Below are 20,384 nucleotides of genomic sequence, written 5' to 3'. Positions count from 1 at the left end.
GCGATGAACGGTTGGGCCCCCGTCCCGAATGTCTCGGGCCGGAGGATTCATGGACCGGACGAAGTCTCTTTCGCTCGCCGCCCTGGCTGCCCTTTTCGTGGGGGGCTTCGCCTCGGGTGACGCGCTCGCCCTGCCGCGTGATCCCTACCTTCAGAAGGTGGGCCCCGACACCGCCACCGTGGCGTTCCGACTGTCGTCGAACTGCTCCAGCGCCCAGGTGCGCTACGGCGTGGGCAACACCAGCCAGACGGTGAAGTCCTCGGCCACCGCGAAGATCCACGCCGTGGTCCTCACCGGCCTGGCCCCCGCCACCTCCTATACGTACTCCGTGGACGGCTGCGGTGAGACGACCCCGGCGAAGGCGTTCACCACCGCCCCCGTGCCCGGCACGCGGCGCGTGCACTTCGCCGCCGTGGGCGACTTCGGCACCGGTGGCAGCGATCAGAAGAAGGTCGCCGCCTCCATGCTCACCAACAAGCCGGAGCTCTTCGTCGCCCTGGGTGACAACGCCTACGCGTCCGGCACCGAGACCGAGTTCCAGACCAACCTCTTCACCCCCATGGCCGCCCTGCTCGCGCAGGTGCCCATGTTCGCCACGCCCGGCAATCACGAGTACGTGACCAACGAGGCCCAGCCCTATCTGGACAACCTCTACCTGCCCACCAACAACGCGGAGGGCTCGGAGCGCTACTACTCGTTCGACTGGGGACACGTGCACTTCGTGTCCATCGACTCGAACTGCGCCGTGGGCCTGGCGTCCGCGAGCAAGTGCACGCTCGCCGCGCAGAAGGCGTTCGTGGAGAAGGACCTGGCCGCCACCACGCAGCCGTGGAAGGTCGTCTTCTTCCACCACCCGTCCTGGTCCAGCGGCGAGCACGGCTCGCAGCTCACCATGCGCCGCCAGTTCGGCCCCCTGTTCGAGAAGTACGGCGTGGACCTGGTCCTCACCGGCCATGACCACGACTACGAGCGCAGCAAGCCCATGCGCGGTGACACCGAGGCCGGCAAGAACGAGACGGGCATCCCCTTCCTCGTCGTCGGCGGCGGCGGCGCCACCCTGCGCACGTTCGCCACGTCGCGCCCCTCCTGGAGCGTCATCCGCGACGACGCGGCCCATGGCTTCCTCGACGTGGACGTCGTCGAGGGCAACCTCACCGCGAAGCTCGTGAAGACGGACGGCGGCACGCTGGACTCGTTCACCCTCTCCAAGACGCTGCCCTCGCAGCCCGAGCAGCCCCAGGGCACGCTGAACGTCGCCGTCAACACCGCCAGCGGCGCCGCGCCCCACACGGCCTCGTTCACCGCGACGGCCTCCCAGTCCGGCGCCACCGTCACCTGGGACTTCGGCGACGGCGCCACCGCCGAAGGCCCCCAGGTCCAGCACGTCTTCGCCCAGGCCGGCACCTACACCGTGACGGCCAAGGCCACCGTCCAGGGCGCCGCCCCGCTGACGGCCACCACCGTGGTCACCGTGACGTCCAACGGGACCACCGACCCTGGCACCGACCCCGGCACGGGTGAGGACCCCGGCACCACGCCGTCCGACCCCGACCCCCGCCCCGAGATTCCGGGCACGCCCACGACGCCGGGCGTCACGCAGGGGGATGACTCGAACGGGGGCGGTGGCTGCGCCGCCGGCCCGTCCGCCGCCCTGATTCCCGCCGCCGCGGCCCTCGTGGCCGGGCTCGTGCGCCGCCGGCGCCGGAACCGCTGAGCCCCCCGGAGGCGGACCGCACGAACTTGTCCGACTGTCGGACAGGTTTTCGGCCCCCGCCGGGGAGGGGCGGACCCAACGGAGGTCGGAAGCCCCAGCCCCCAGCGGCTCCCAGACGCCTCCGGCCGGTCCCTCCAGGGCCTTCCGGGGGCGTCTTTTGCGTTACTCGCTTGTCAACGCTACCCGGGGATGCAAAGGCCCCATGCGACATGGCCACGACTCGTAAGCCTGGACCTTCCCGCAGCGGCCCCCCCAAGTCCGGCGGGCCCCGCACGTCCCGCCCTGGCGCGCCGAAGAAGCGCAAGGACGCCGGTGGACGCGCCGACAAACCGAAGATGAGCCGCGCCCAGCATGAACGCGCGCGCCCCAACCCCAACCGCCCCCTGCGCGAGGACCTGGTCCTCCAGGCGTGTCTGGAGGCCTACGGCGGCGTGCGCCGCGAGGGCCGCCTGTCCGACCGTGCCCTGGAGTTCGTGCTGCGCCGCAAGACGACCCTGTACTCCACCGAGCGCCGCGCCGTGGCCGAGCGCGTCTACGCGCTGCTGCGCCGCCAGCGCACCGTGGACTTCCTCCTGGAGAAGTCGCACAAGAAGTTCGACGCCCTGGACGCCACGCGGCAGGACGTCATGCGGCTGGCCGCGTCCCGCATACTCCACGGCGAGGACCCCACCTACGTCGCGCGCTCCAGCGGGCTCACCGGCCCGGACGTGTCCGTGCTCGACCGCCTGCCGGACGCCGCCGCGGACCTGGACGCCCTGCCGGAAGCGAAGCGCTTCCCCATCGCCGCGTCGCTGCCGGACTTCCTCGCGGACCGCTTCAAGGCCGTCTTCGGCAAGGACGCCGCGCGCGCCGCCGAGGCCATGAACGAGCGCGCCCCGCTCATCGTCCGCGCCAACACGCTCAAGGGCGACCGCGCCCAGCTCCAGGAGCGCCTGGCCGCGGAGGACGTGGAGTCCACCAGGCCCACCGCGCTGTCCCCCTTCGGCCTGGTGATGGAGACGCGGCTCAACCTCTTCTCCCTCCAGGACTTCAAGGACGGGGGGTTCGAGATCCAGGACGAGGGCAGCCAGCTGTTGGGCATGCTCGTGGACGCGCCGCCCACCCGCGTGGTTGACGCGTGCGCGGGCGCGGGCGGCAAGACGTTGCAGCTGGCCGCGCAGATGAAGAACCGCGGCGACCTGCACGCGCTGGACGTGGACGAAGGCCGCATGGAGGACCTGCGCAAGCGCGCGCGCCGCGCCGGCGTGCACAACGTGCGCACGCAGATCATCCCCCACGAGGGCCCGGACGCGGACGCCGCGCTCACGCCGCTGAAGGGCCTGGCGGACCGGGTGCTGGTGGACGCGCCGTGCAGCGGCTCCGGCACCTTCCGCCGCAAGCCGGACGCCCGCTACCGCCTCACTCCGGAGGACCTGGAGATGCACGTGGGCCGGCAGAAGGCCCTGCTCGCGCGCTTCGCCATGCTGGTGAAGCCCGGCGGCCGGCTCATCTACGGCACGTGCAGCGTGCTGCGTGAGGAGAACGAGAACGTGGTGGAGGACTTCCTGTCCAAGCACCCCGACTTCAGCGTGCGCCCCGTGGCGGAGGTGCTGGGCGCGGAGCTGGGTGCGAAGCTGGGGCCCGGCCCCTTCTTGCGTTTGGCCCCGCACACCCACGGCACCGACGGCTTCTTCGGCGCGGTGCTCGTCAAGGCGAAGTAACCCCGCCGTCCCCCAGGAAGAAAGGCCCTCCGTCCATGTCGCTCGTCGTCCACTACCGCGTCGCCATGCCCCGCCCGCATGCGCACCTGTTCGAAGTGGAGGCGAGCTTCCCCGCCGGGACGGACTTTCTCGACGCGGTGATGCCGGTGTGGACGCCGGGCAGCTACCTGGTGCGCGAGTACGCCCGCCAGGTGCAGGACGTCACCGCGCAGGGCCCGGACGGCCAGCCCCTGCCGGTGCGCCGCGTGGACAAGCGCACCTGGCGCGTGGACGCGCGAGGGCAGGCCGTCACCTTGCGCTACCGCGTCTACGCGAACGAGCTGTCCGTGCGCACCAGCCACCTGGACGGCAGCCACGCCTACTTCAACGGCGCCACCGTCTTCCTCTACACGGAAGCCACGCGCGCCCTGCCCCACCACGTCACCGTGGACGCGCCGGAGGGCTGGCGCACGTTCTGCGCGCTGGACTCGGAAGGGGCCACCTTCCACGCGCCGGACTACGACGCGCTCGTGGACAGCCCCTTCGAGGTGGGCCCGCACACGCCGCTCACCTTCACCGCCGCGGGCGTGCCGCACGAAGTGGTGGTGTGGGGCGACAGCGTGCCGGACGCGGACCGGCTGTGCGCGGACATGCAGCGCATCTGCGAGGCCCAGGCGCGCATGTACGAAGGCCTGCCGCTCAAGCGCTACCTGTTCCTCGTCTACCTCACCGACAAGGGCCGCGGCGGGCTGGAGCACCAGGCCTCCACCGCGCTGCTCTTCCCTCGCACGGGCCTGTCCTCGCTCCGGGGCTGGGAGGACTTCCTCACGCTGGTGGCGCACGAGTACTTCCACCTGTGGAACATCAAGCGGGTGAAGCCTCGCGCGCTGGTGCCGTTCGACTACTCGCAGGAGAACTACACCACGCTGCTGTGGGCCTTCGAGGGCGGCACCGCCTACTACGACAACCTCTTCGTGCGCCGCGCGGGCCTGATGTCCCCCACGCGCTACCTGGCCCGGCTGGGGGAGACCTTTTCCCTGCTGCACTCCACTCCGGGCCGCCGCGTGCAGTCGCTCACGGAGGCGTCGCTCGTCAGCTGGGTGAAGCACTACCGCCCGGACGAGCACTCCACCAACAGCGCCATCTCCTACTACCTGAAGGGAGAGGTGGTGTGCGCGATGCTGGACCTGGAGCTGCGCCGCGCCACCAGCGACGCGAAGTGCCTGGATGACGTCATGCGGTTGCTGTGGCAACGCCATGGCGACGGCTCCGGCGTCCCCGAGGACGGCGTGGAGCAGGCCGCGAGCGAGGTGGCGGGCGTGGACCTGACGCCCTTCTTCGACCAGGCGGTGCGCTCCACGGAGGACCTGGACTACGGCGTCTTCGCGCACGTGGGGCTGGAGGTGTCCTTCCGCCTGCGGGAGGCTCCCAACGACAAGGGCGGCACGCCGCCGCGCCTCAAGGGCGAGTCCCGGCCCAAGGGCTGGCTGGGCGTCACCTTGCGCGGCTCCTCGACGCTGTCCACCGTCCCGGAGGGCACGCCCGCGCTGGACGCGGGCCTGTACCCGGAGGACGACGTGGTGGCGCTGGACGGCTGGCGCGTGGACGGCGCGGGGCTCATCGCCCGCTGCGAGGACAAGCGCCCCGGCGACACCGTGCGGGTGACGCTGTTCCGCCGCGACCGCCTGCTGGAGGTGCCCGTCGTCCTGGGCCAGAAGCCCGCGGACGCCGCGTGGCTGCAGCGAGTGGAGCGCCCCACGGACGCGCAGAAGGCCGCGTTCCAGGCGTGGTTGGGGTCCCCCTGGGACGAGACTCCCGGCCCGGCGTAGGCTTTCGGGCCGCATGGCCCCTTCCCACCCTGCCCCTTCCCCCTGCGCGAGACACCCGGACGCCGCCGCTGGCTGGCGTTGCGAGCACTGCGAGGCATTGCTGTGCCCCGCGTGCGTGGAGACCCGGCGCACGGGCACGGTGGAGTACACCGTCTGCGTCCGGTGCGAGGGCACGGCGAACGTGCTCCTGCGCCACCGCTCGCAGCGGGCCCTCCGGACCCGCCTGACTGGCGCCCTGCGCTTTCCCTTCACCGTTCCGGGCCTGCAGACGCTCCTGGCCGTCAGCCTGATGCTGGCGGTGCTGCGCATGCTCGGGATGGGCGTGCGCATCCTCGTGGTGCTGCCCATGGCGCTCGGGCTGGGCGTCTTCTGGTCCGCCTTCTTCGCGCTCGTGCGCGGCGCGGCGCGGGGCGACGCGGATCCCGAGGGCCCCGGCTTCACCAGCATCGTCCAGGACAACATCGTGCCGGGCCTGCGCGGCCTGGGCGTCACCGTGGGCGTCTTCGCGCCCGCGCTCGCGCGCGCCTGGCACCTGCTGCCCCCCGCGTCCGCGTTCGACAACATCGGGCGGGCCATGCTCCCGCAGCGGACCCTGTGGGAGGCCGTCGTCCGCGAGGATCCGCTCTTCTGGGGGCTCGCCGTGCTGGGACTCCTGTGGATGCCGTGGGCGCTGCTGCTGGCCGCCGCGTCGCAGTCGGTGGTCACCGCGTTGAACCCCCTGCGCACGCTCGGGTGTCTGCGGGCGGTGGGGCGCGACGCGGGGCTGGTGACGGGCGTATTCGTGCTGCTGGCGTGCGTCCACGCAGTGCTGCACCAGGGCGCGGCGTGGGTGGACAGCCTGCCCGTGCCCCTCGTCTCCGGATGGCTCGCGGAGGCGCTCACGTGCCTGGTGCCCTTCGCCGCCGCGAACCTGCTGGGGCTCGTGCTGTACGTGCACGGAGACGCGATGGGCTACCTGCCCGCGAGAGATCTCCTGGAGCCCGCGCTGGGCGACACCGCGCCCCAGCGCGTGCCCGTGTCCCTGCTCGAGTCCCCGGTGCTCGAAGCCCCTGGCCCCGCCGACGCTGGAGTCGAAGCGAAGGTGGCAGAACTGGGCGCGGCGGTGGAGGCGCGCGACGTGGCGAAGGCGCTGGCGCTGTACGGCGCGCTCCACGTTCTGCCCCGCCTGAAGCTTTTGCCGTCACACCATCTGTTCATCGGACAGGCCGCGGCAGTGGAAGGAGATTTCCCACTGTCGGTCAAAGCGTTGGAAGCCGCGGCGGACACGGCGCCGGATGAACCCGCCGCGCCCCGCGCGCTGGTGCTGTTGGCGCGCGTGCAGGGGGAGAAGTTGGGAAACACGGTTCGCGCGGAGGAGATCTACCGCTACATCGTGCATCGTTATCCGGACACGGAGGCCGCACGTTTTTCCCATGCGCGGCTGCCGCCCGCCGCCTGACATACGCATTGCAGCACCCGTCCCCCGGTACCAGATTCCATGCATGGGACGGGTTGGGGGCGTGGGGATGGAAAAGCGTTTGAAGACGTATGGCGGGTTGGGGCTCCTCGTGGGCGTGCTGATGACGGGCTGTGATGATGCCCCCAGCGCGAACCGGCACGAGGACACCTGCGCGGAGCCGCGGTCGCTGCGCGTGGAGGTGATGTCGTCGGACGGCGCGTACATCCAGGGCGCGTCCGTGACGGCCACCAACCTGCAGAGCAACATCAGCATCACCGGCGTGACAGATGACCGGGGCGTCACCACGGCCATCAACGAAACGCTCGCGCCCAGCCCCATCCGAGTGGTGGCCACGGCGGGCTCGCACGTGACGCACGCGGAGCGCGTGGAGTGGACCTGTGACGAATGCCACTGCACGCCTGTTCCCGACACGGTGACGCTCGAGCTCCAGGATTGAGCCGGAAGACCCGCCAGTGAGGGCCGGCGGGCGCGGAAAATCCGCCGCCTCGGGCCGTGGGGTGGTTGTGCACACCCACCTGTGCGCGGTACCACTTACGCCATGCGTCAAACCCGCATGCGCGCGAATGCGTCGGTCCGGCTCTCCTCCAGCCTCGCCGCACGCCCGTCTGGCCTGACGGCGTGCGAGCAGGCGTGTTGTCGCGGCACTGGTGTCCCCCCACTCCAGTAAGCCGTGCAACCGCGCTACCCGCCGGGTAGGCAATCCCGAAGGTCCCCCATGTCCGCAGAGAGTGTGCAGGCGCTGCTCGAATGCTCGGTCACCGAGCTGACCGGGCGGTTCGTCACCCAGGCGCAGCCCGTCCCCCAGGGACTGCTGGAGGCGCTGGAAGCAGACCCCCGGCAGGGAGCTCAGACGCTCGCGCGCAAGCTGCGCTCGCGTCAGGAGAAGAACCGGGCGGAGGGTCAGCGGCTGCGGCACCTGCTGAAGTTCGAGACGGAGCTGTGGGAGCAGGGCCTGTTGAAGGTCGCGGGCGTGGACGAGGCGGGCATGGCGCCACTCGCGGGCCCCGTCGTCGCGGCGGCGGCCATCCTGCCCCGGGGTTACAAGCTCAAGGGGCTGGACGACTCGAAGAAGATCCTGGATCCGGACAAGCGCGAGGCCTTGGCGGAAGCCCTCAAGCGCGACGTGGTGGCGTGGGCGGTGGGCCGGGCGGAGGTGGAGGAGATTGATCAACTCAACATCTACCACGCGGGTCTGCTGGCCATGCGGCGCGCGGTGGAGGGGTTGGGGCTGACGCCCGACTACGTGCTGGTGGACGCGCGCACGATTCCCCAGTGCCCGGCTCCGCAGCGCGGCATCATCAAGGGCGACTCGCTGTCGTTGAGCATCGCGGCGGCGTCCGTGCTGGCGAAGACGACGCGCGACCGGCTGATGGCTCAGTTGGACGCGCAATATCCCGGCTACGGCCTGGCGGCGCACAAGGGCTACCCCACCGCGCAGCATGTGCAGGCCATCCAGGCCCTGGGCGTGCTGCCCATCCACCGCCGGAGCTTCGGTCCGGTGCGCGAGGCGCTCGGACTGGCGCAGCCCTCCGGGCCCGTCCCGATGCAATCCGAGCTGTTCGCCGCTACTCCTGCTCCGATGGCGAAGCGATGAGCGCGGACAAGGACATCGACGGGTGGTTGGCGGAGCGGGGCGTCACGCTGATGGACGCGCGTGCGCGGGCGAGGGGCGTGTTGGAGGAGGCAGGACTCACGCGGCCGGGCAAGGCGCGGATGAGCGAGCCCAAGCTCCTGCGAGCGGCCGAGGTGCTGTCCGAGCGCTTCTTCCAGGTGTGCGCGGATCCCGGCTGCATCCAGGTGGCCTCGGCGAGCGGCCGGGAGCCCCTGCGGGTGGAGCCCCGGAGCCACTGCGCGCGGTGCGGTGGTTCCGCCAACCGGCGCGCGGAGGTGGCGTTCCTGGAGATGTGCCATCAGCGCGGCGTGCAGCGCGTGGTGGTGGTGGGCGGCTCCCCGGCGGTGCGTGAGGAGTTGGAGGCGAAGCTGAGCGGCCCCATCTCCCTGCGCATGGTGGACGGCACGGAGCGCCGCACGGCGGACCGCGCGAAGAGCGACCTGGAGTGGGCGGACCTGGTGCTGGTGTGGGGCGCCACGGAGCTGCACCACAAGGTGTCCACCCACTACACGCACCTGGCGTCCTCGCATCACCGCAAGGTGGTGCACGTGGTGCGCCGGGGCGTGGCCGCGCTGCTGGATGAGGCGATGATCCATCTGCAGCGCGCGCGGTGAAGCGGCCAGGGGCACCCCGGTTTAATCCCATTTAACTCGCCGGCCGGTGCCCCAAGCGCTTTCATCACCCCATCCGCACGGTGCTGTCTCGCCGTGTAGAGGGGGAAGTGACACATGTTTTCTGATGGAATCCGCCGTGCCCTGGGGCCTGTGCTGCGCACCGTCGCGAACACCGCCGTGGAGAAGGCGGTCGCCCCGCCGCTCCAGCCCGCCGCCAAGGCCGTCGCGAACTTCGCCGTGTCCTCGTTCGAGCGCGGAACCTCGCCGAGGGTCGTGCTGAATCCGCCGCCTGTCGTCGTGCAACGGCCGCCGGTCGACCTGACGCCGCCGAACGCGCAGGGAGACGGAAAACTGGGTGAGGGGGATTGGCTGAACGTCTCATCGTCTGACGGCGTCTACCTGCGTCCGGGGCCGAGCGCGGAGTCCGGGCAGAGCGTTCTCTTCGGGACGGGAGCGAAGCTGAAGGTCATCGCGCCGCCGGACAACAGCGCCGCGGTCCAGGGGGAGTTCGTCTACGTGCAGGATGCCCGCGGACGACAGGGGTGGGTCCGCGCGGCGAAAACCAGCGAGATGAGCACGGACGAGGTCGCGAAGTATCGGGCCGCTCGCCACCAGTCGGACGCCGCGGACACGTATCAGGACATCTACGTCAACCAGTTCGACGCCGAGACGCAGGTGGGAGGCGATGGCAGGAACGCCAACTGCGGCCCCACCGCCACGCTCATGGCGTTTCTCAACGAGGGGCTCGTCATCCCCTCCATCCCCGGCATCACGCACAACGGCACGGCCGGCGCGGACGTGCAGGCGGTGCGCTACTGGGGCAATACCGCGAGCGATAAAGGCAGCGACGGCGTGACGACCAACGCCGCGGGGGAGACGGCGTACTCGCTGACGACGGAGAACTCCCAATACACCGGCTTCCAGGACGTGAAGAACGCGGTGACGGCCGCGCGCGGAAGCTGGGCGAAGGTGGGCGCGAACTCGGAGAGCATCAAGGAGGCCATCGACTCCGGAATGTCGGTGGTCATCTCCGGGAACTTCGTCGAGACGCCCGCGCAGGCCCCAGAGGGCTCCGAGAACGCCGACCCGGTGCTCAAGAGCGGCACCTGGGCTCAAGGCGGCGGTGCCCAGGAGCACCTGGTCGCCGTGGTGGGCGTGACGCCGGAGGGCAACTTCATCGTGTGCGACCCCGCGGTCGACGTCCGCACGCCCATCGAGGTCACGCCCGAGGAGCTGGACGCCTTCATGCGCGGCAACGCGGGCGCCATCGGCATCTACGATCCGACACCCGGCCCCCGTTCAGGGGCGTAGGGGCGCCCACCCGTCCATCTCCGGATTGAATCTTCCGTCGACCGTCACGTAGATGGGAGGCGTGCGGCATCAGGCCCGCACCTCTCCTCGGGGGACAAACGGATGAACAGGAAGCTCGGCGCGGCGGTGTTCATGATGGTGGCATGTGCCTTCGGCCCGATGACGGCCATCGCGCAGGAGGGCTCGGGCAATATCGACATCACCGGCAATGACGAGACTGCGACCCACGCATGTACGCCAGGCAGCACGGTGGAAATCACCGGCAACTCCAACACCGTGACGCTGACCGGTGACTGCAAGAGCGTCGAGGTGAACGGCACCGACAACAAGGTGAAGGTGGAGGCCACCGGTGCCATCTCCGTGACGGGGACCTCCAACTCCGTCACCTGGAAGCGCGGTCACGGCAAGTCGAAGCCGAAGATCAGCCGCACGGGCGTGGACAACAAGATCGCCCAGGAGAAGTAGTCGTCGGTCCCCGCGCCCGCTTCGTCATTGAAGCGGGCGCGTGGGGCAGCGCTCAGGGGGACGCGGAAGGCGCCGCGTCCTCGCCAAGCAACAGCTGCCGCACGATGGGCACTGGCGGGTAGCCGTGGGAGACCACGGCGTCATGGAAGCGCTGGAGGGTGAAGTCCCTGCCCCACTTCACCTTCGCGTCCTCGCGCAGCTCCATCAGCATCTTCTTGCCCAGCGCGTACACCAGGTACGTCGGGTCGGACGTGCCACGGCGAGCCTCGCGCTCCGCGTTGATGCGCGTCATGTACGCCTCCTTCTCGAAGAGGCTCACGGCCTGGTCGTACGTCATCCCACGCGTGTGCAGGGACAGGCCCGCCACGTAGCGCGCCAGCCGCTGGAGATAGAGCGCCAGTTGGTTCAGCCGCAGCCGATCCGCCTGCGGGCCCGTGCCGCCGTAGCCCTCGTCCAGCATCATCTGCTCCGTGTACAGGCCCCAGCCTTCGCTGAAGGAACCTGAGCCCAGCAGCCGGCGCACCTTGGACTGGATGCGATTGGTCCACAGGAACTGCACGTAGTGCCCCGGGTACGCCTCGTGGATGGAGACCAGCGGCAGCGCGTAGCGGTTGTAGAAGCTCATGTGCTGCTCGGCCTGCTCCGCGCTCCAGGCCGGGTCCGGCGGCGTCACGTAGTAGTACGCCTCCGTCGCCTTCATCTCGAACGGTCCGGGCGTGCTCATGCTCGCGAAGGACAGCGCGCGGCTGAACACCGGCGTCTCCGCCACCTTCGCGCGCACCTCACTGGGCACGGTGATGATGCGGTGGTCGATGAGGAACTGGCGGATGTCCTCCAGCGTCGCCGTGGTGGTGGACACCAGCTCCGCGCCCGCCGGGTGCTCCTTGCCCAGCTCGCGGTACACGTCCATGGGCGCCTTGCCCGGGGCAATCCGCGCGGCCACCGCACTGAACTGCTCCTGCGTGCGCTTCATCTCCGCGCGCCCCCAGCCCAGCAACGAGTCGATGCTGTCCGTGACGCCCTCCTCGTACTGGAGCTTCTGGCGATACGTCGCCTCACCAATGGCGAAGTCCCCGTTCGAGCGGGCCAGCAGGTCGTCCTTCAGGAAGCGGATGTAGCCATCAATGGCCTCCAGGCACTTCGCCTGAGCCTGCTTGAAGTCCGCCTGGAGCGCGGCGTCCTGCACCGGCGCGAAGGCCTGCGGCAGCGTCTGCGCGTAGAGCGAGCGCGTGCCCTTCGCCTGCTCCAGGGCGATTTCCGTCCACAGCTTCGGCGGGTTCTTCAAGTTCGCCGGGGCCGCCGCGAAGACCTCCGGCACCACCACCATGCGCTTCACCGCCGAGCGCATCCGCTCCTCCAGCGGTGCGAAGTCGCGGTTGATGAGCTGGTACACGGCGTTGGACGCGAAGCCCAGGTAGGCGTTCGGGTTGCGCTCCCACGAGCGCACCGTCTCCAGGTCCAGGATGCGCGCGCGGAGGTGGTTCTCCAGGATGTCGTAATCGGCCCGGTCTCCGGGCGGCAGCGCGGCGCGGTCCACCGCCTGGGGCAGCGCCGCCAGCCGGTCCTTGAGGAACGCCAGGTGCGACGCGCGATCCTCGGGCCGGAAGCCACGCAGCTCGCCGTCATACGTGTGCACGCCCGCGGACGTGGCGGACATGGGCGAGCGGCGGAAGTGCTCCTCGAAGTACGCGTCCACGAAGCCGCGCAGCGCCACCTGCGCGGATGACTCCGAGGGCGCGGCGGCCTGCACGTCGTCCCGGGCCGCGGGACGGGACGTGGTGCATCCAGGGGACAGCAGCAGCAACGCGGCGAGGACGCTCGGGGTTCGCAGTGCCTTCATGGAGCCTCTGGGGAAAGGAGACGCGGGCAGCGTCTCCCAAGGCCCCTCACCCGACAAGCGACTCAGAGCATTGACAGGTTACTGCCAATGCCAGCGTTGACTCCAAAAGCAGAGACCTTCAGTGCCCTGGTCCTGGAGGTGTTCCAGTTGAACGGGTTGCTGCTCCAGGCCGGAGATCGGCTGAGCGCTCCGGCGGGACTGACGAGCGCCCGCTGGCAGGTGCTGGGCGTCATCGACCATGGCCCCGCCACGGTCGCGGCCGTGGCGCGCACGATGGGCCTCGCGCGGCAGAGCGTGCAGCAGACGGCGGACGCGCTCGCGAGCGACGGGTTCGTGGAGTTCGTCGACAACCCGCATCACCAGCGCGCGAAGTGCGTGGCCCTCACGGCCGCCGGTCGCCGCGCCTTGCGCAAGGTGGAGCAGGCGCATGCCACGTGGGCGGACCGGCTGGGCGCGAGCCTGCCTCCCGCGCTCCTCGCCGCGGCGGTCGAGGGCGTCCGCGAAGCGCGCCTGCGGCTCGAAAAGGACCTGACCGAAGCGGAGCGCTCCCATGAAAAGTGATTCCAGCATCCCCCTGCTCCCGTGCGTGGAGCTCGCGTCGACGCTCGAGTTCTACGCGCTGCTTGGGTTCGAGGTGACGTACCAACAACGGGCACCCAATCCCTACGCGGCGACACAGCGGGGAGGTGCGCAGCTCCACTTCTTCGGCCTGAAGGGATTGGATCCGCTGAAGGCCTTCAGCAGCTGTCTGGTCATCGTGGACGAGGTCGAAGAGCTGCACGCGCGCTTCCTCGACGCGCTGCGGAAGGCCTATGGCCGGACGCCCGTCCGGGGGCTCCCGCGCATGACTCGCATGCGGAAGGGACAGTCGCGATTCACCCTCACTGACCCCTCCGGCAATTCGCTCATGTTCATCCGCCGGGATGAACCCGACGGCTATGGCGATGACGGGAACACACCCACCTCCATCCTCGGCAAGGCCCTCAAGACGGCCCGGCGGCTGCGCGACTTCAAGGGCGATGACGCCGCCGCCGCGAAGGTCCTGGATGCCGCGCTGAAGAAGCCGGACGCGGGGACGGAGAAGGAACGGGAGCAGGCGCTCGCGGACCGCGTGGAGCTGGCCGTGACCCTGGGGGAAGTGCCCGCCCCCCTGCGTCCCAGAAAGACGCCAGCGCTTCCTGAAGCGACGCATTTCCCTGCTCGCGCGGGCGTCCCCGCCCCCGGGCTGTCGCGGCATGGCACCTGCAAATCCAAAGGCAAGCACCTCCAGCCCCATCGCTTGCCGAGGTCCCATGGCCGCCAATTACAAGAAGTTCTTCGCTGGCTCCCGAAACATTCCGAAGGGCATCTCCCTCGGCTATCCCGTCCCCGGTCCGCAGGAGGCCAGCGCGGATCAAATCGCCGGACAGGCGTTCTTCGCCACGCCGAACGACTGGAGCGACATCCAGGCCTCGGCCTATGACTTCATCGTGATTGGCACCGGGCCCACCGGGGTGGCCTTCATCGAGCAGACGCTGAAGCACAACCCGAACGCGCGCATCCTGGTGCTGGAGCGGGGCGGCTTCTGGTTGCCCACGCACTACCAGATGCTCCCGCTCGCCTTCCAGGCCGCGACCGGCTCGCCGCCCACCACGTACCCGTGGACGCGCACGACGCGGATGGCGACCACGGAGTTGGAGTTCTTCCAGGCCGGCTACATCCCCGTGCTGGGCGGCCGCTCCACCTACTGGAGCGCCTGGTGCCCCGCCCCGACTCCCGACCTGATGCGCGACTGGCCGCAGGAGCTGATCGACGTCACGCTCCAGCCGGGCTTCTGGGACCGCGCCCGCGCGTTCCTGCACGTCACCACGATGGACAAGGTCCACGACGGCGTCTACGGCAGCCTCCAGCATCAAATCGATGTGAACCTCCGGGAGAACTTCAAGCGCTACGTGCCCTCGGCGGAGAGCGCGTTCCCGGCCCCCATCGCCGTCGGCCATACGCCCTGGAAGGGCGTGAAGTTCTACAAGTACTCCACCGTGGGCACGCTGCTGGACCTGCAGCAATCCCAGAAGGCGCTGGCCGCCCAGGGCAAGGGACAGCCCCTGACCATCGTCGACCACTGCGTCGTGGGCCGCCTGGTGCATGACGGCCATGGAACGGTGACCGCGCTGGAGACCACCCGCGGCCCGCTGGCGGTGAGCTCGGCGAAGGTCGTGCTGGCGATGGGGACCATCCCGCCCGCGACGCTCCTGATGAACTCCTTCAAGGAGTCCCTGCCGAACATCGGCAAGCGTTACACCGGCCACTTCATGTCTCACATCACGGCGCGAGTGAAGCGCTCGGCGTTCAAGGACCTGGCCGCGCTGGAGATTGGCGCCACCTACCTGGACGGCAAGGCGCCCAATGGCTTGCAGTACCACGTGCAGACCAGCGCCTTCGCCTCCGCGAACCCGGAGGCCGACGAGAGCACCATCGCCCACGAGGCTCCTGACGCGGCGGCCGTCGCGTCGATGGCGCAGCTGAAGGGCTCCGAGGATTACGTCGTGTTCGTCTGCGCGACCCTGGGCGAGGTGAGCGAGCAGAACCCCGACAACTGGATCCGGATGAATGGCGGCACCGACCCCGCCACCAACATCACCCTCCAGCTCCAGCCCGGCGTTCAGGACCACCACCTGTGGGACGTGCTCGACGAGGCGACCTACCAGTCCATCGACGTCATGGCCGGGCGCGCCGGGTGCTCGGACCCGGAGGTCGAGTACTGGGTCGACGACGCGAGCGGCAACGGCGGCCGTTGGCAGTCGGAGCGGCCGGACCGGAAGAAGATCCGCCTGAACATCATCGTGCACGAGGCCTCGCCGCTGTGGATGGGCAGGGACCCGGCGACGTCGGTGGTCGGTCTGGACTACCGGCCGCACGGCGTCCACAACGTCTACGTGACGGGCGGCGCGCTCTTCCCCACTTCGGGCTCGTGGAACCCCACGCTGACCATGTGCGGCCTGGCGCAGGACCTGGCGGACCGGCTGCGCGGCTGAGTCGGTCTTCAGCGGGAACAGCCCTCCGAAGGCAACGCGGTCGGCTTTCCCCGGGGAGCTTCGAGCAGCGACTGCCAATCGCTGAAGCGGTGGACCTGCGGTAACCGTTCACCGGATCATGCTGCGTGCGCGAGCTGAGGGGCCTCCGCGAGCCGTCTTCTTCTCCGCTTGCACCTCGGCCTGACGCAGCAGACGGCCCACCGCGCACCGCACCTTCTTCATCCGTTGCTCAAACACCTCTTGAGCCAGAGTCCCGTCGCGCACCCGGTGCCACTACTTGAAGAAGCGGTTGCGCTCTCGCATCGACTGCGTGCCCAGACGGCCCCCCTCGCCTCCTCGGTCGATGAAGCCTTGGATGTCGCGCGTCAGATGGCTCCAGCAGAGTTGGCGCAGGCCCTTGTCATACCAGTCGTACCCGCTCCACCTGTCCGTGGTGAGGATGCCCAGGAAGTCCTCCCCCAGCAGGGCGCGGGCCACCTTGCCGCCACGGCTTCGCGCCCTGCCCCCGAACGTGCTGCAGTCGGGCCAGACGCACTTCGCGGAGATCCAGAGCTGGTACCAGCCCGGCTCTGACTTCGCACTGGTGGCGCTTCAAGCTCACCCTTCGGGCCCGCCGCTCCCACAAGCGGCTTGAGCGACGGGCCCCCATGGCGAAAGTCGAATCAGTTCGCGCGCAGACCGAGCGCGTAGGTGGAGATGGACGCCGGGGAGGCGCTCTCGTGGTCCTTGGACGCGGCCGCGCAGCCCGAGCTCACCGGCTTGATGCGCCAGAGCATGTTGCCCGCGCCGCTCCAGTTGACGAACGCACCGCAGCCGCTGAGCGCATAACCACTGCTCAGGCCCACGGTGTAGTTGGGGTGCGAGACCACCGACGACGTGCCACTGTTGATGACATTGCTGATGGTCCCCACGCCCGGGATGGTGCCGTTGATGCCAATGGCATACGCCGTCGCCGTCGCGGGCGACGAGTTGGTGTGGTCCTTCGAGCGCACGCGCCAGGACGTGGTGGTCGAGGGCGCCGAGGCGGTGGCCATGTTGCCCGAGCCGCTCCAGTTCACGCGGATGCCGCCGCCCGCCAGCACGTAGCCCGCCGGCAGGGACGCGGTGACGTCCGGGTGCGCGACCGTGCCGCTCGTCGCCGTGCTGACGGCCAGGTAGGTGCGCAGCTGCGCCGGGGTCAGCCCCGCGACCTTCAGGCCAATGGCCCACGCGCGCACCTGCGCGGGGTCCGCGATGAGGTGATCCTTGGCCGACACCAGCCACGAGGTCAGCCCCGTGTCGGGGTACGACGCGGTCAGCAGGTTGCCCGACGGGCCCTCCTTGCCCTCGCCGCCACCGCCAATCACCACGAAGTCGCTGGGGACGGTCACCGTGAAGTTGGTGGTCGTCCCCGCGCTCGTCGTCGCATAGCGCTCGAAGACCGCGATGGTGAGCTTGCCGCTGGTGTCCGTCTGCCGGAACAGCTCGACCGCGCCGCCGCAGCTCACGCCCACCGCGGCGAAGGCAGACGCGACGTGGGAGACATTGAAGCCGTAGTCCTGAGCCGCGGTCTGCACACCGCACGCGCCCTGGTTGAAGTCCGTGCTCGGGCCCCAGTACAAATCATTGGCGCGGGCGAAGACCTGGAACGCCTTCACCGTGCCCCAGCCCGGCGTGGTGGCCAGCAGGTAGAAGGCCTTGTTGTAGACGCCGGACGAGTAGTGCACGTCCAGGCCATTGTAATAGTTGGAGGCGTGGCCGATGGACTGGCCATCCTGCGGCGGGTTGGCCATGTAGCGCAGCGCCCCGCTGCTCTTGAAGATCTCCGCGCCAACGAGGAAGTCATTGGTGCCGCGCATGTAATACTCGGCGGCCTCGCCCGCGATGTCCGAGTAGGCCTCGTTGATGCCGCCGGACTGGCCGGAGTAGATGAGCCCCGAGTTCTGCTCGGTGAAGCCGTGGGACACCTCGTGCGCGCCGACGTCCAGGCTGACCAGCGGGTAGAACGTCGAGAACCCGTCGCCGAACGTCATCGCCGAGCCGTTCCAGAACGCGTTCTCGTAGTTGCTGCCGTAGTGTACCCGCATCGTGAGCTGGAAGGTCAGCGGGGCCTTGCCCACGTAGGCCTGATACATGTTGAAAATGACGCTGCCGAAGTAGTGCGCGTCATTGAGCGGCGAATACGCCCCGTTGATGGTCTTCACCGTGTTGCGGGGACACGTATAGGAGAACGGGGTGGAGCCGCTCGTGCCTCCATTGAGGTTCACGGTCTGGACGTTGGCGTTGGTCATCGTGCACGTGGTGCCGGACTGAGCCACGTCCATGTAGCCGTAGTTCGTGCCGTACTCGTACTGGCCCGTCTTGGCGTTGCCGCCAGGGCCCGTGCCGATGAGCACGTGCTGGAGGTTCTCCCACTGCTTGAGCACCCGGCCCCCCTCCGCGTCGACGATGACCAGGGGCCGAGTGGGCGCCCCTCCACCGACGAGGTCCGCGAAGTAGCTGACGACGTAGGCCTTGTGGGCGCGGCCGTCGTCGTCGACGTAGATCATCAGCTCGGAGCGCTCGTTCTCGACGAGCATGGCGCGCACGCGGTTGCCCAGGCTGGCCCCCTTGGCGATGTCCAGCGCCTCCGCGGCGGACAGCCGGGGCGCCCCTTCCGCGATGTCGCGCTCCAGACCGGTGACCTTGCGCCCGAACAATGCGCGCAGCTCCCCGTTGGCGTCCTCGTTGACGATGACGTGCTCGCCGAAGATGGGCAGGCCCCGGAAGGTCTGCTGGTAGCGGTGGTTGCGGACACCGTGGTCGCTGACGCTGTCGAGCAGGGTCAGTCCCGAGTTCGCGTCGAGGCCCAGCGCCTGCGCGTGGCGGGCAGGCTCACGCTCGGCGCCACCCATGAGGAAGGTGGCCGCGTGCCGCTGGCGGATCGCCCCCAACTCCTCCTGTTGCAGGTCGACACGGCTCGCCGCGGAGGCGGAGCCAGCGGCCAGCATCGACGTCAGGGCCGCGGCAAGGGCTGGGTTCTGGAGAAGGGATTTCACGTCTGACACTCCTGGAGCTCGGGGTCGCGACCGCCGCGAGATGCAGCGCGCAATAACCGCTCTCCATGAACAAGCCTAAAAAACAGCAATACCCGACGTCAACATCCCTCCCTCACTCCAAGTACGGCCCCGGCTGTCATATGACACACATGTCATGATTGTGACGCTGGAGCATGGCGCTCAGGCCCTGCGTCCCTCTGGGAGTGCGTGGCATTGCGATTGCTCTGCGTCGCGCCACCCGGCGTTCCCGTACGCCCGGAACCTTCACGCCTGCCCGAGGAAGCCATGCGTCGAGCCAGTCCCTCCGTCTTCGAGCGAATCCCCACCGCGGCCCGTACCTGGGCATCACGCCTGGTGCTCTTGCTGGCCTGCGCCAGCGTGGTGGCCACGTCGCGAAACCAGTCTGAAGATGTGGCGTCCCCGGTCCACACCGGCACGCCCTTCCAACTGACGACGGAGACTGGCAGGGTCACGCGCACGGTCGTCGTCCGGGCCTCCGCGACGAAGAAGTTGTCGGATCCGGTCGAAGGCGAGGTGCACATCAAGGCCAAGGCGAAGTGGACGCCGGCTGACCCCGCCCAGACGACGAAGCCGTCGCTGGTCATCAGCCACCTTCACGGAGAGACCCTCTATGAAGACCGCAGAAGCGTCCTGGAGCCCGACGTCGCCGTGGCGGTGGAGAGCATGGAGTTCCTCAGCGAAAAATGCTCGGACGATCAAGGCTGCGAGTGGACCCTGCAAGCCGTCTTTGGCATCGACGTCCAATCCGACGCGGACTCCGGCACGGTCGCGGACCCCGGCACGGTCGATGTGGAGTGGACGGCCCAGGCCTTCATGCACGTGCTGGATGAATCCAGTGTCCCCAAGGGCTTCACCGTGAGCGTTTCCGAGCCCTGACGCCCCCTGGCATCAAGGCCGGGTCTCTGGCGCCTTGATGAAGTCGATGAACGCCCGGAGCGGCGCGGGCACGAAGCGCCGCCCCGGGTAGTAGAGGAAGGGCCCCGGGAAGGGCTGCCACCAGGGTTCGAGCACGGGCACCAGCGCGCCGCTGTCCAGGTACGGGCGCAGCCAGTCCTCGAAGAGATGCACGATGCCGGTGCCCGCGATGGCGGCGTCGACGGCGAGGTCCGTCGCCCCACCCGCTCGCACGATGAGCGGCCCCGAGGGCTCGACCGTCACCACCTCGCCGTCGCGTTCGAACTCCCAGAGCGTCATCGCGCCGCTCGCGAAACGGCCGCGCAGGCAGGCATGCCGCAGCAGGTCCTGGGGATGTTCCGGCCGTCCATGCCGCTCCAGGTACGCCGGGGCCGCGGCCGTGGCGTGGCGCTGGACGCGAGGCCCGATGGGCACCGCGATCATGTCCTGCTCCAGCCGCTCGTCGTAGCGGATGCCCGCGTCACAGCCGGCCGCGATGACGTCCACGAAGCTGTCCTCGGTGATGACCTCCAGCTGGATGTCGGGGTACGCGGCGAGGAACGGCGGGACGATGCGCGGCAACACCAGCCGTGACGCGCTGATGGGCACGTTGAGGCGCAACACGCCCGCGGGCCGGTTGCGAAAGCCGTTCACCACGTCGAGCGCGGCCTCCATCTCCGTCAGCACGGGCGCCAGGCGCTCCAGCAGGCCCTCTCCGGCTTCGGTGGGGACGACACTGCGCGTCGTGCGGTTGAGCAGGCGGACGCCCAGGCGTTCCTCCAGCCGGCGGACCGCGTCGCTCAGCGAGGACGCGCTGCTCCCGCTCAGGCGGGCACCCTCGCGGAAGCTGCGGGCCCGCGCCACCACCACGAAGGCGTTCAAATCACCCAGGTCGACCTTCACTGTTCGCCACTC

16 protein-coding genes and 1 pseudogene are annotated in these 20,384 nt (G+C 69.5%); 13 read left to right on the top strand and 4 right to left on the bottom strand.

All coding sequences use genetic code 11. The features are described from left to right. The first annotated feature begins 49 nt into the window (after positions 1-49). The 9 genes from D7X99_RS13825 to D7X99_RS13785 all read left to right on the top strand — a co-directional run bounded on the left by D7X99_RS13825 (position 50) and on the right by D7X99_RS13785 (position 10,683). Complete coding sequence (locus D7X99_RS13825) at positions 50-1,714, top strand: metallophosphoesterase (RefSeq protein WP_121778214.1); 1,665 nt, start codon at positions 50-52, stop codon at positions 1,712-1,714. A 209-nt stretch (positions 1,715-1,923) separates the two neighbouring features. Beyond that, positions 1,924-3,414 carry an RsmB/NOP family class I SAM-dependent RNA methyltransferase gene (locus tag D7X99_RS13820; RefSeq protein ID WP_121778213.1) on the top strand — a complete coding sequence of 497 codons (1,491 nt, stop codon included), beginning with the start codon at positions 1,924-1,926 and terminating at the stop codon, positions 3,412-3,414. Positions 3,415-3,449: 35 nt separating this feature from the next. Beyond that, on the top strand, positions 3,450-5,222 hold the full coding sequence (locus D7X99_RS13815) for a M61 family metallopeptidase (protein ID WP_121778212.1): 1,773 nt from the start codon (positions 3,450-3,452) through the stop codon (positions 5,220-5,222). 13 nt (positions 5,223-5,235) lie between these two features. Further along, positions 5,236-6,660: a tetratricopeptide repeat protein gene (locus tag D7X99_RS42810; protein WP_158627003.1), complete on the top strand. Its 1,425-nt coding sequence runs from the start codon at positions 5,236-5,238 to the stop codon at positions 6,658-6,660. A 67-nt stretch (positions 6,661-6,727) separates the two neighbouring features. Beyond that, entirely contained in the window at positions 6,728-7,117 is a 390-nt protein-coding gene (locus D7X99_RS13805) for a carboxypeptidase-like regulatory domain-containing protein (RefSeq protein ID WP_211483918.1), read from the top strand. Positions 7,118-7,396: 279 nt separating this feature from the next. Then, positions 7,397-8,275 carry a ribonuclease HII gene (locus D7X99_RS13800; protein ID WP_120576658.1) on the top strand — a complete coding sequence of 293 codons (879 nt, stop codon included), beginning with the start codon at positions 7,397-7,399 and terminating at the stop codon, positions 8,273-8,275. Further along, a complete protein-coding gene (locus D7X99_RS13795; protein ID WP_120594764.1) occupies positions 8,272-8,907 on the top strand; it encodes a hypothetical protein in 636 nt (211 codons plus the stop codon). Before D7X99_RS13800 ends, D7X99_RS13795 begins: the two co-directional genes overlap by 4 nt. A gap of 114 nt (positions 8,908-9,021) precedes the next feature. After that, positions 9,022-10,218 (top strand): C39 family peptidase, encoded by a 1,197-nt coding sequence (locus D7X99_RS13790; protein ID WP_121778209.1) that lies wholly within the window; start codon positions 9,022-9,024, stop codon positions 10,216-10,218. 102 nt (positions 10,219-10,320) lie between these two features. Further along, entirely contained in the window at positions 10,321-10,683 is a 363-nt protein-coding gene (locus D7X99_RS13785) for a DUF3060 domain-containing protein (protein WP_121778208.1), read from the top strand. Positions 10,684-10,735: 52 nt separating this feature from the next. Here the strand turns inward: D7X99_RS13785 and D7X99_RS13780 are convergent, their stop codons facing one another. Continuing rightward, a complete protein-coding gene (locus D7X99_RS13780) occupies positions 10,736-12,523 on the bottom strand; it encodes a DUF885 domain-containing protein (protein WP_121778207.1) in 1,788 nt (595 codons plus the stop codon). An 87-nt stretch (positions 12,524-12,610) separates the two neighbouring features. On the opposite strand from D7X99_RS13780, the gene D7X99_RS13775 reads away from it, so the two are divergent. From D7X99_RS13775 to D7X99_RS13765, 3 genes are read left to right on the top strand one after another with little or no spacing between them, the layout of a single operon-like run. After that, the gene (locus tag D7X99_RS13775) at positions 12,611-13,084 is read left to right on the top strand and encodes a MarR family winged helix-turn-helix transcriptional regulator (protein WP_121778206.1); all 474 of its coding nucleotides are present in this window, start codon (positions 12,611-12,613) and stop codon (positions 13,082-13,084) included. Then, a complete protein-coding gene (locus D7X99_RS13770) occupies positions 13,074-13,985 on the top strand; it encodes a VOC family protein (protein WP_233613362.1) in 912 nt (303 codons plus the stop codon). The genes D7X99_RS13775 and D7X99_RS13770 overlap by 11 nt, the downstream gene beginning before the upstream one ends. Continuing rightward, positions 13,870-15,537, top strand: a complete 1,668-nt coding sequence (locus D7X99_RS13765; protein ID WP_233613363.1) for a GMC oxidoreductase — start codon at positions 13,870-13,872, stop codon at positions 15,535-15,537. Before D7X99_RS13770 ends, D7X99_RS13765 begins: the two co-directional genes overlap by 116 nt. Before the next feature lie 108 nt (positions 15,538-15,645). Here D7X99_RS13765 and D7X99_RS13760 read toward each other — a convergent pair. Both D7X99_RS13760 and D7X99_RS44470 read right to left on the bottom strand, forming a co-directional pair. Further along, positions 15,646-16,035 (bottom strand): annotated as a pseudogene (locus tag D7X99_RS13760) (transposase); the annotation flags it as partial. A gap of 164 nt (positions 16,036-16,199) precedes the next feature. Further along, positions 16,200-18,554, bottom strand: a complete 2,355-nt coding sequence (locus D7X99_RS44470) for a M4 family metallopeptidase (RefSeq protein ID WP_304997463.1) — start codon at positions 18,552-18,554, stop codon at positions 16,200-16,202. 285 nt (positions 18,555-18,839) lie between these two features. Between D7X99_RS44470 and D7X99_RS13750 the strand changes: the two genes are divergently transcribed. After that, on the top strand, positions 18,840-19,451 hold the full coding sequence (locus tag D7X99_RS13750; RefSeq protein ID WP_121778204.1) for a hypothetical protein: 612 nt from the start codon (positions 18,840-18,842) through the stop codon (positions 19,449-19,451). Positions 19,452-19,463: 12 nt separating this feature from the next. On the opposite strand, the gene D7X99_RS13745 is transcribed toward D7X99_RS13750, so the two are convergent. Beyond that, positions 19,464-20,372 carry a LysR family transcriptional regulator gene (locus D7X99_RS13745; protein ID WP_121778203.1) on the bottom strand — a complete coding sequence of 303 codons (909 nt, stop codon included), beginning with the start codon at positions 20,370-20,372 and terminating at the stop codon, positions 19,464-19,466. Positions 20,373-20,384: the final 12 nt, after the last annotated feature.

This window comes from Corallococcus sp. AB032C, assembly GCF_003668935.1.
Classification (GTDB): Bacteria; Myxococcota; Myxococcia; order Myxococcales; family Myxococcaceae; genus Corallococcus; species Corallococcus exiguus.
The sequence above is the reverse complement of the archived record's forward strand: the minus strand, read 5'-3'. Positions and strand labels throughout refer to the sequence as shown.

Coding starts and splice junctions, on each gene's coding strand:
- D7X99_RS13775 (WP_121778206.1), top strand. CDS start 12,611: ATGCCAGCGTTGACTCCAAAAGCAGAGACCTTCAGTGCCCTGGTCCTG.
- D7X99_RS13820 (WP_121778213.1), top strand. CDS start 1,924: ATGGCCACGACTCGTAAGCCTGGACCTTCCCGCAGCGGCCCCCCCAAG.
- D7X99_RS13795 (WP_120594764.1), top strand. CDS start 8,272: ATGAGCGCGGACAAGGACATCGACGGGTGGTTGGCGGAGCGGGGCGTC.
- D7X99_RS13800 (WP_120576658.1), top strand. CDS start 7,397: ATGTCCGCAGAGAGTGTGCAGGCGCTGCTCGAATGCTCGGTCACCGAG.
- D7X99_RS13825 (WP_121778214.1), top strand. CDS start 50: ATGGACCGGACGAAGTCTCTTTCGCTCGCCGCCCTGGCTGCCCTTTTC.
- D7X99_RS13815 (WP_121778212.1), top strand. CDS start 3,450: ATGTCGCTCGTCGTCCACTACCGCGTCGCCATGCCCCGCCCGCATGCG.
- D7X99_RS13750 (WP_121778204.1), top strand. CDS start 18,840: ATGCGTCGAGCCAGTCCCTCCGTCTTCGAGCGAATCCCCACCGCGGCC.
- D7X99_RS13805 (WP_211483918.1), top strand. CDS start 6,728: ATGGAAAAGCGTTTGAAGACGTATGGCGGGTTGGGGCTCCTCGTGGGC.
- D7X99_RS13780 (WP_121778207.1), bottom strand. CDS start 12,523: ATGAAGGCACTGCGAACCCCGAGCGTCCTCGCCGCGTTGCTGCTGCTG.
- D7X99_RS42810 (WP_158627003.1), top strand. CDS start 5,236: ATGGCCCCTTCCCACCCTGCCCCTTCCCCCTGCGCGAGACACCCGGAC.
- D7X99_RS13790 (WP_121778209.1), top strand. CDS start 9,022: ATGTTTTCTGATGGAATCCGCCGTGCCCTGGGGCCTGTGCTGCGCACC.
- D7X99_RS13785 (WP_121778208.1), top strand. CDS start 10,321: ATGAACAGGAAGCTCGGCGCGGCGGTGTTCATGATGGTGGCATGTGCC.
- D7X99_RS13770 (WP_233613362.1), top strand. CDS start 13,074: ATGAAAAGTGATTCCAGCATCCCCCTGCTCCCGTGCGTGGAGCTCGCG.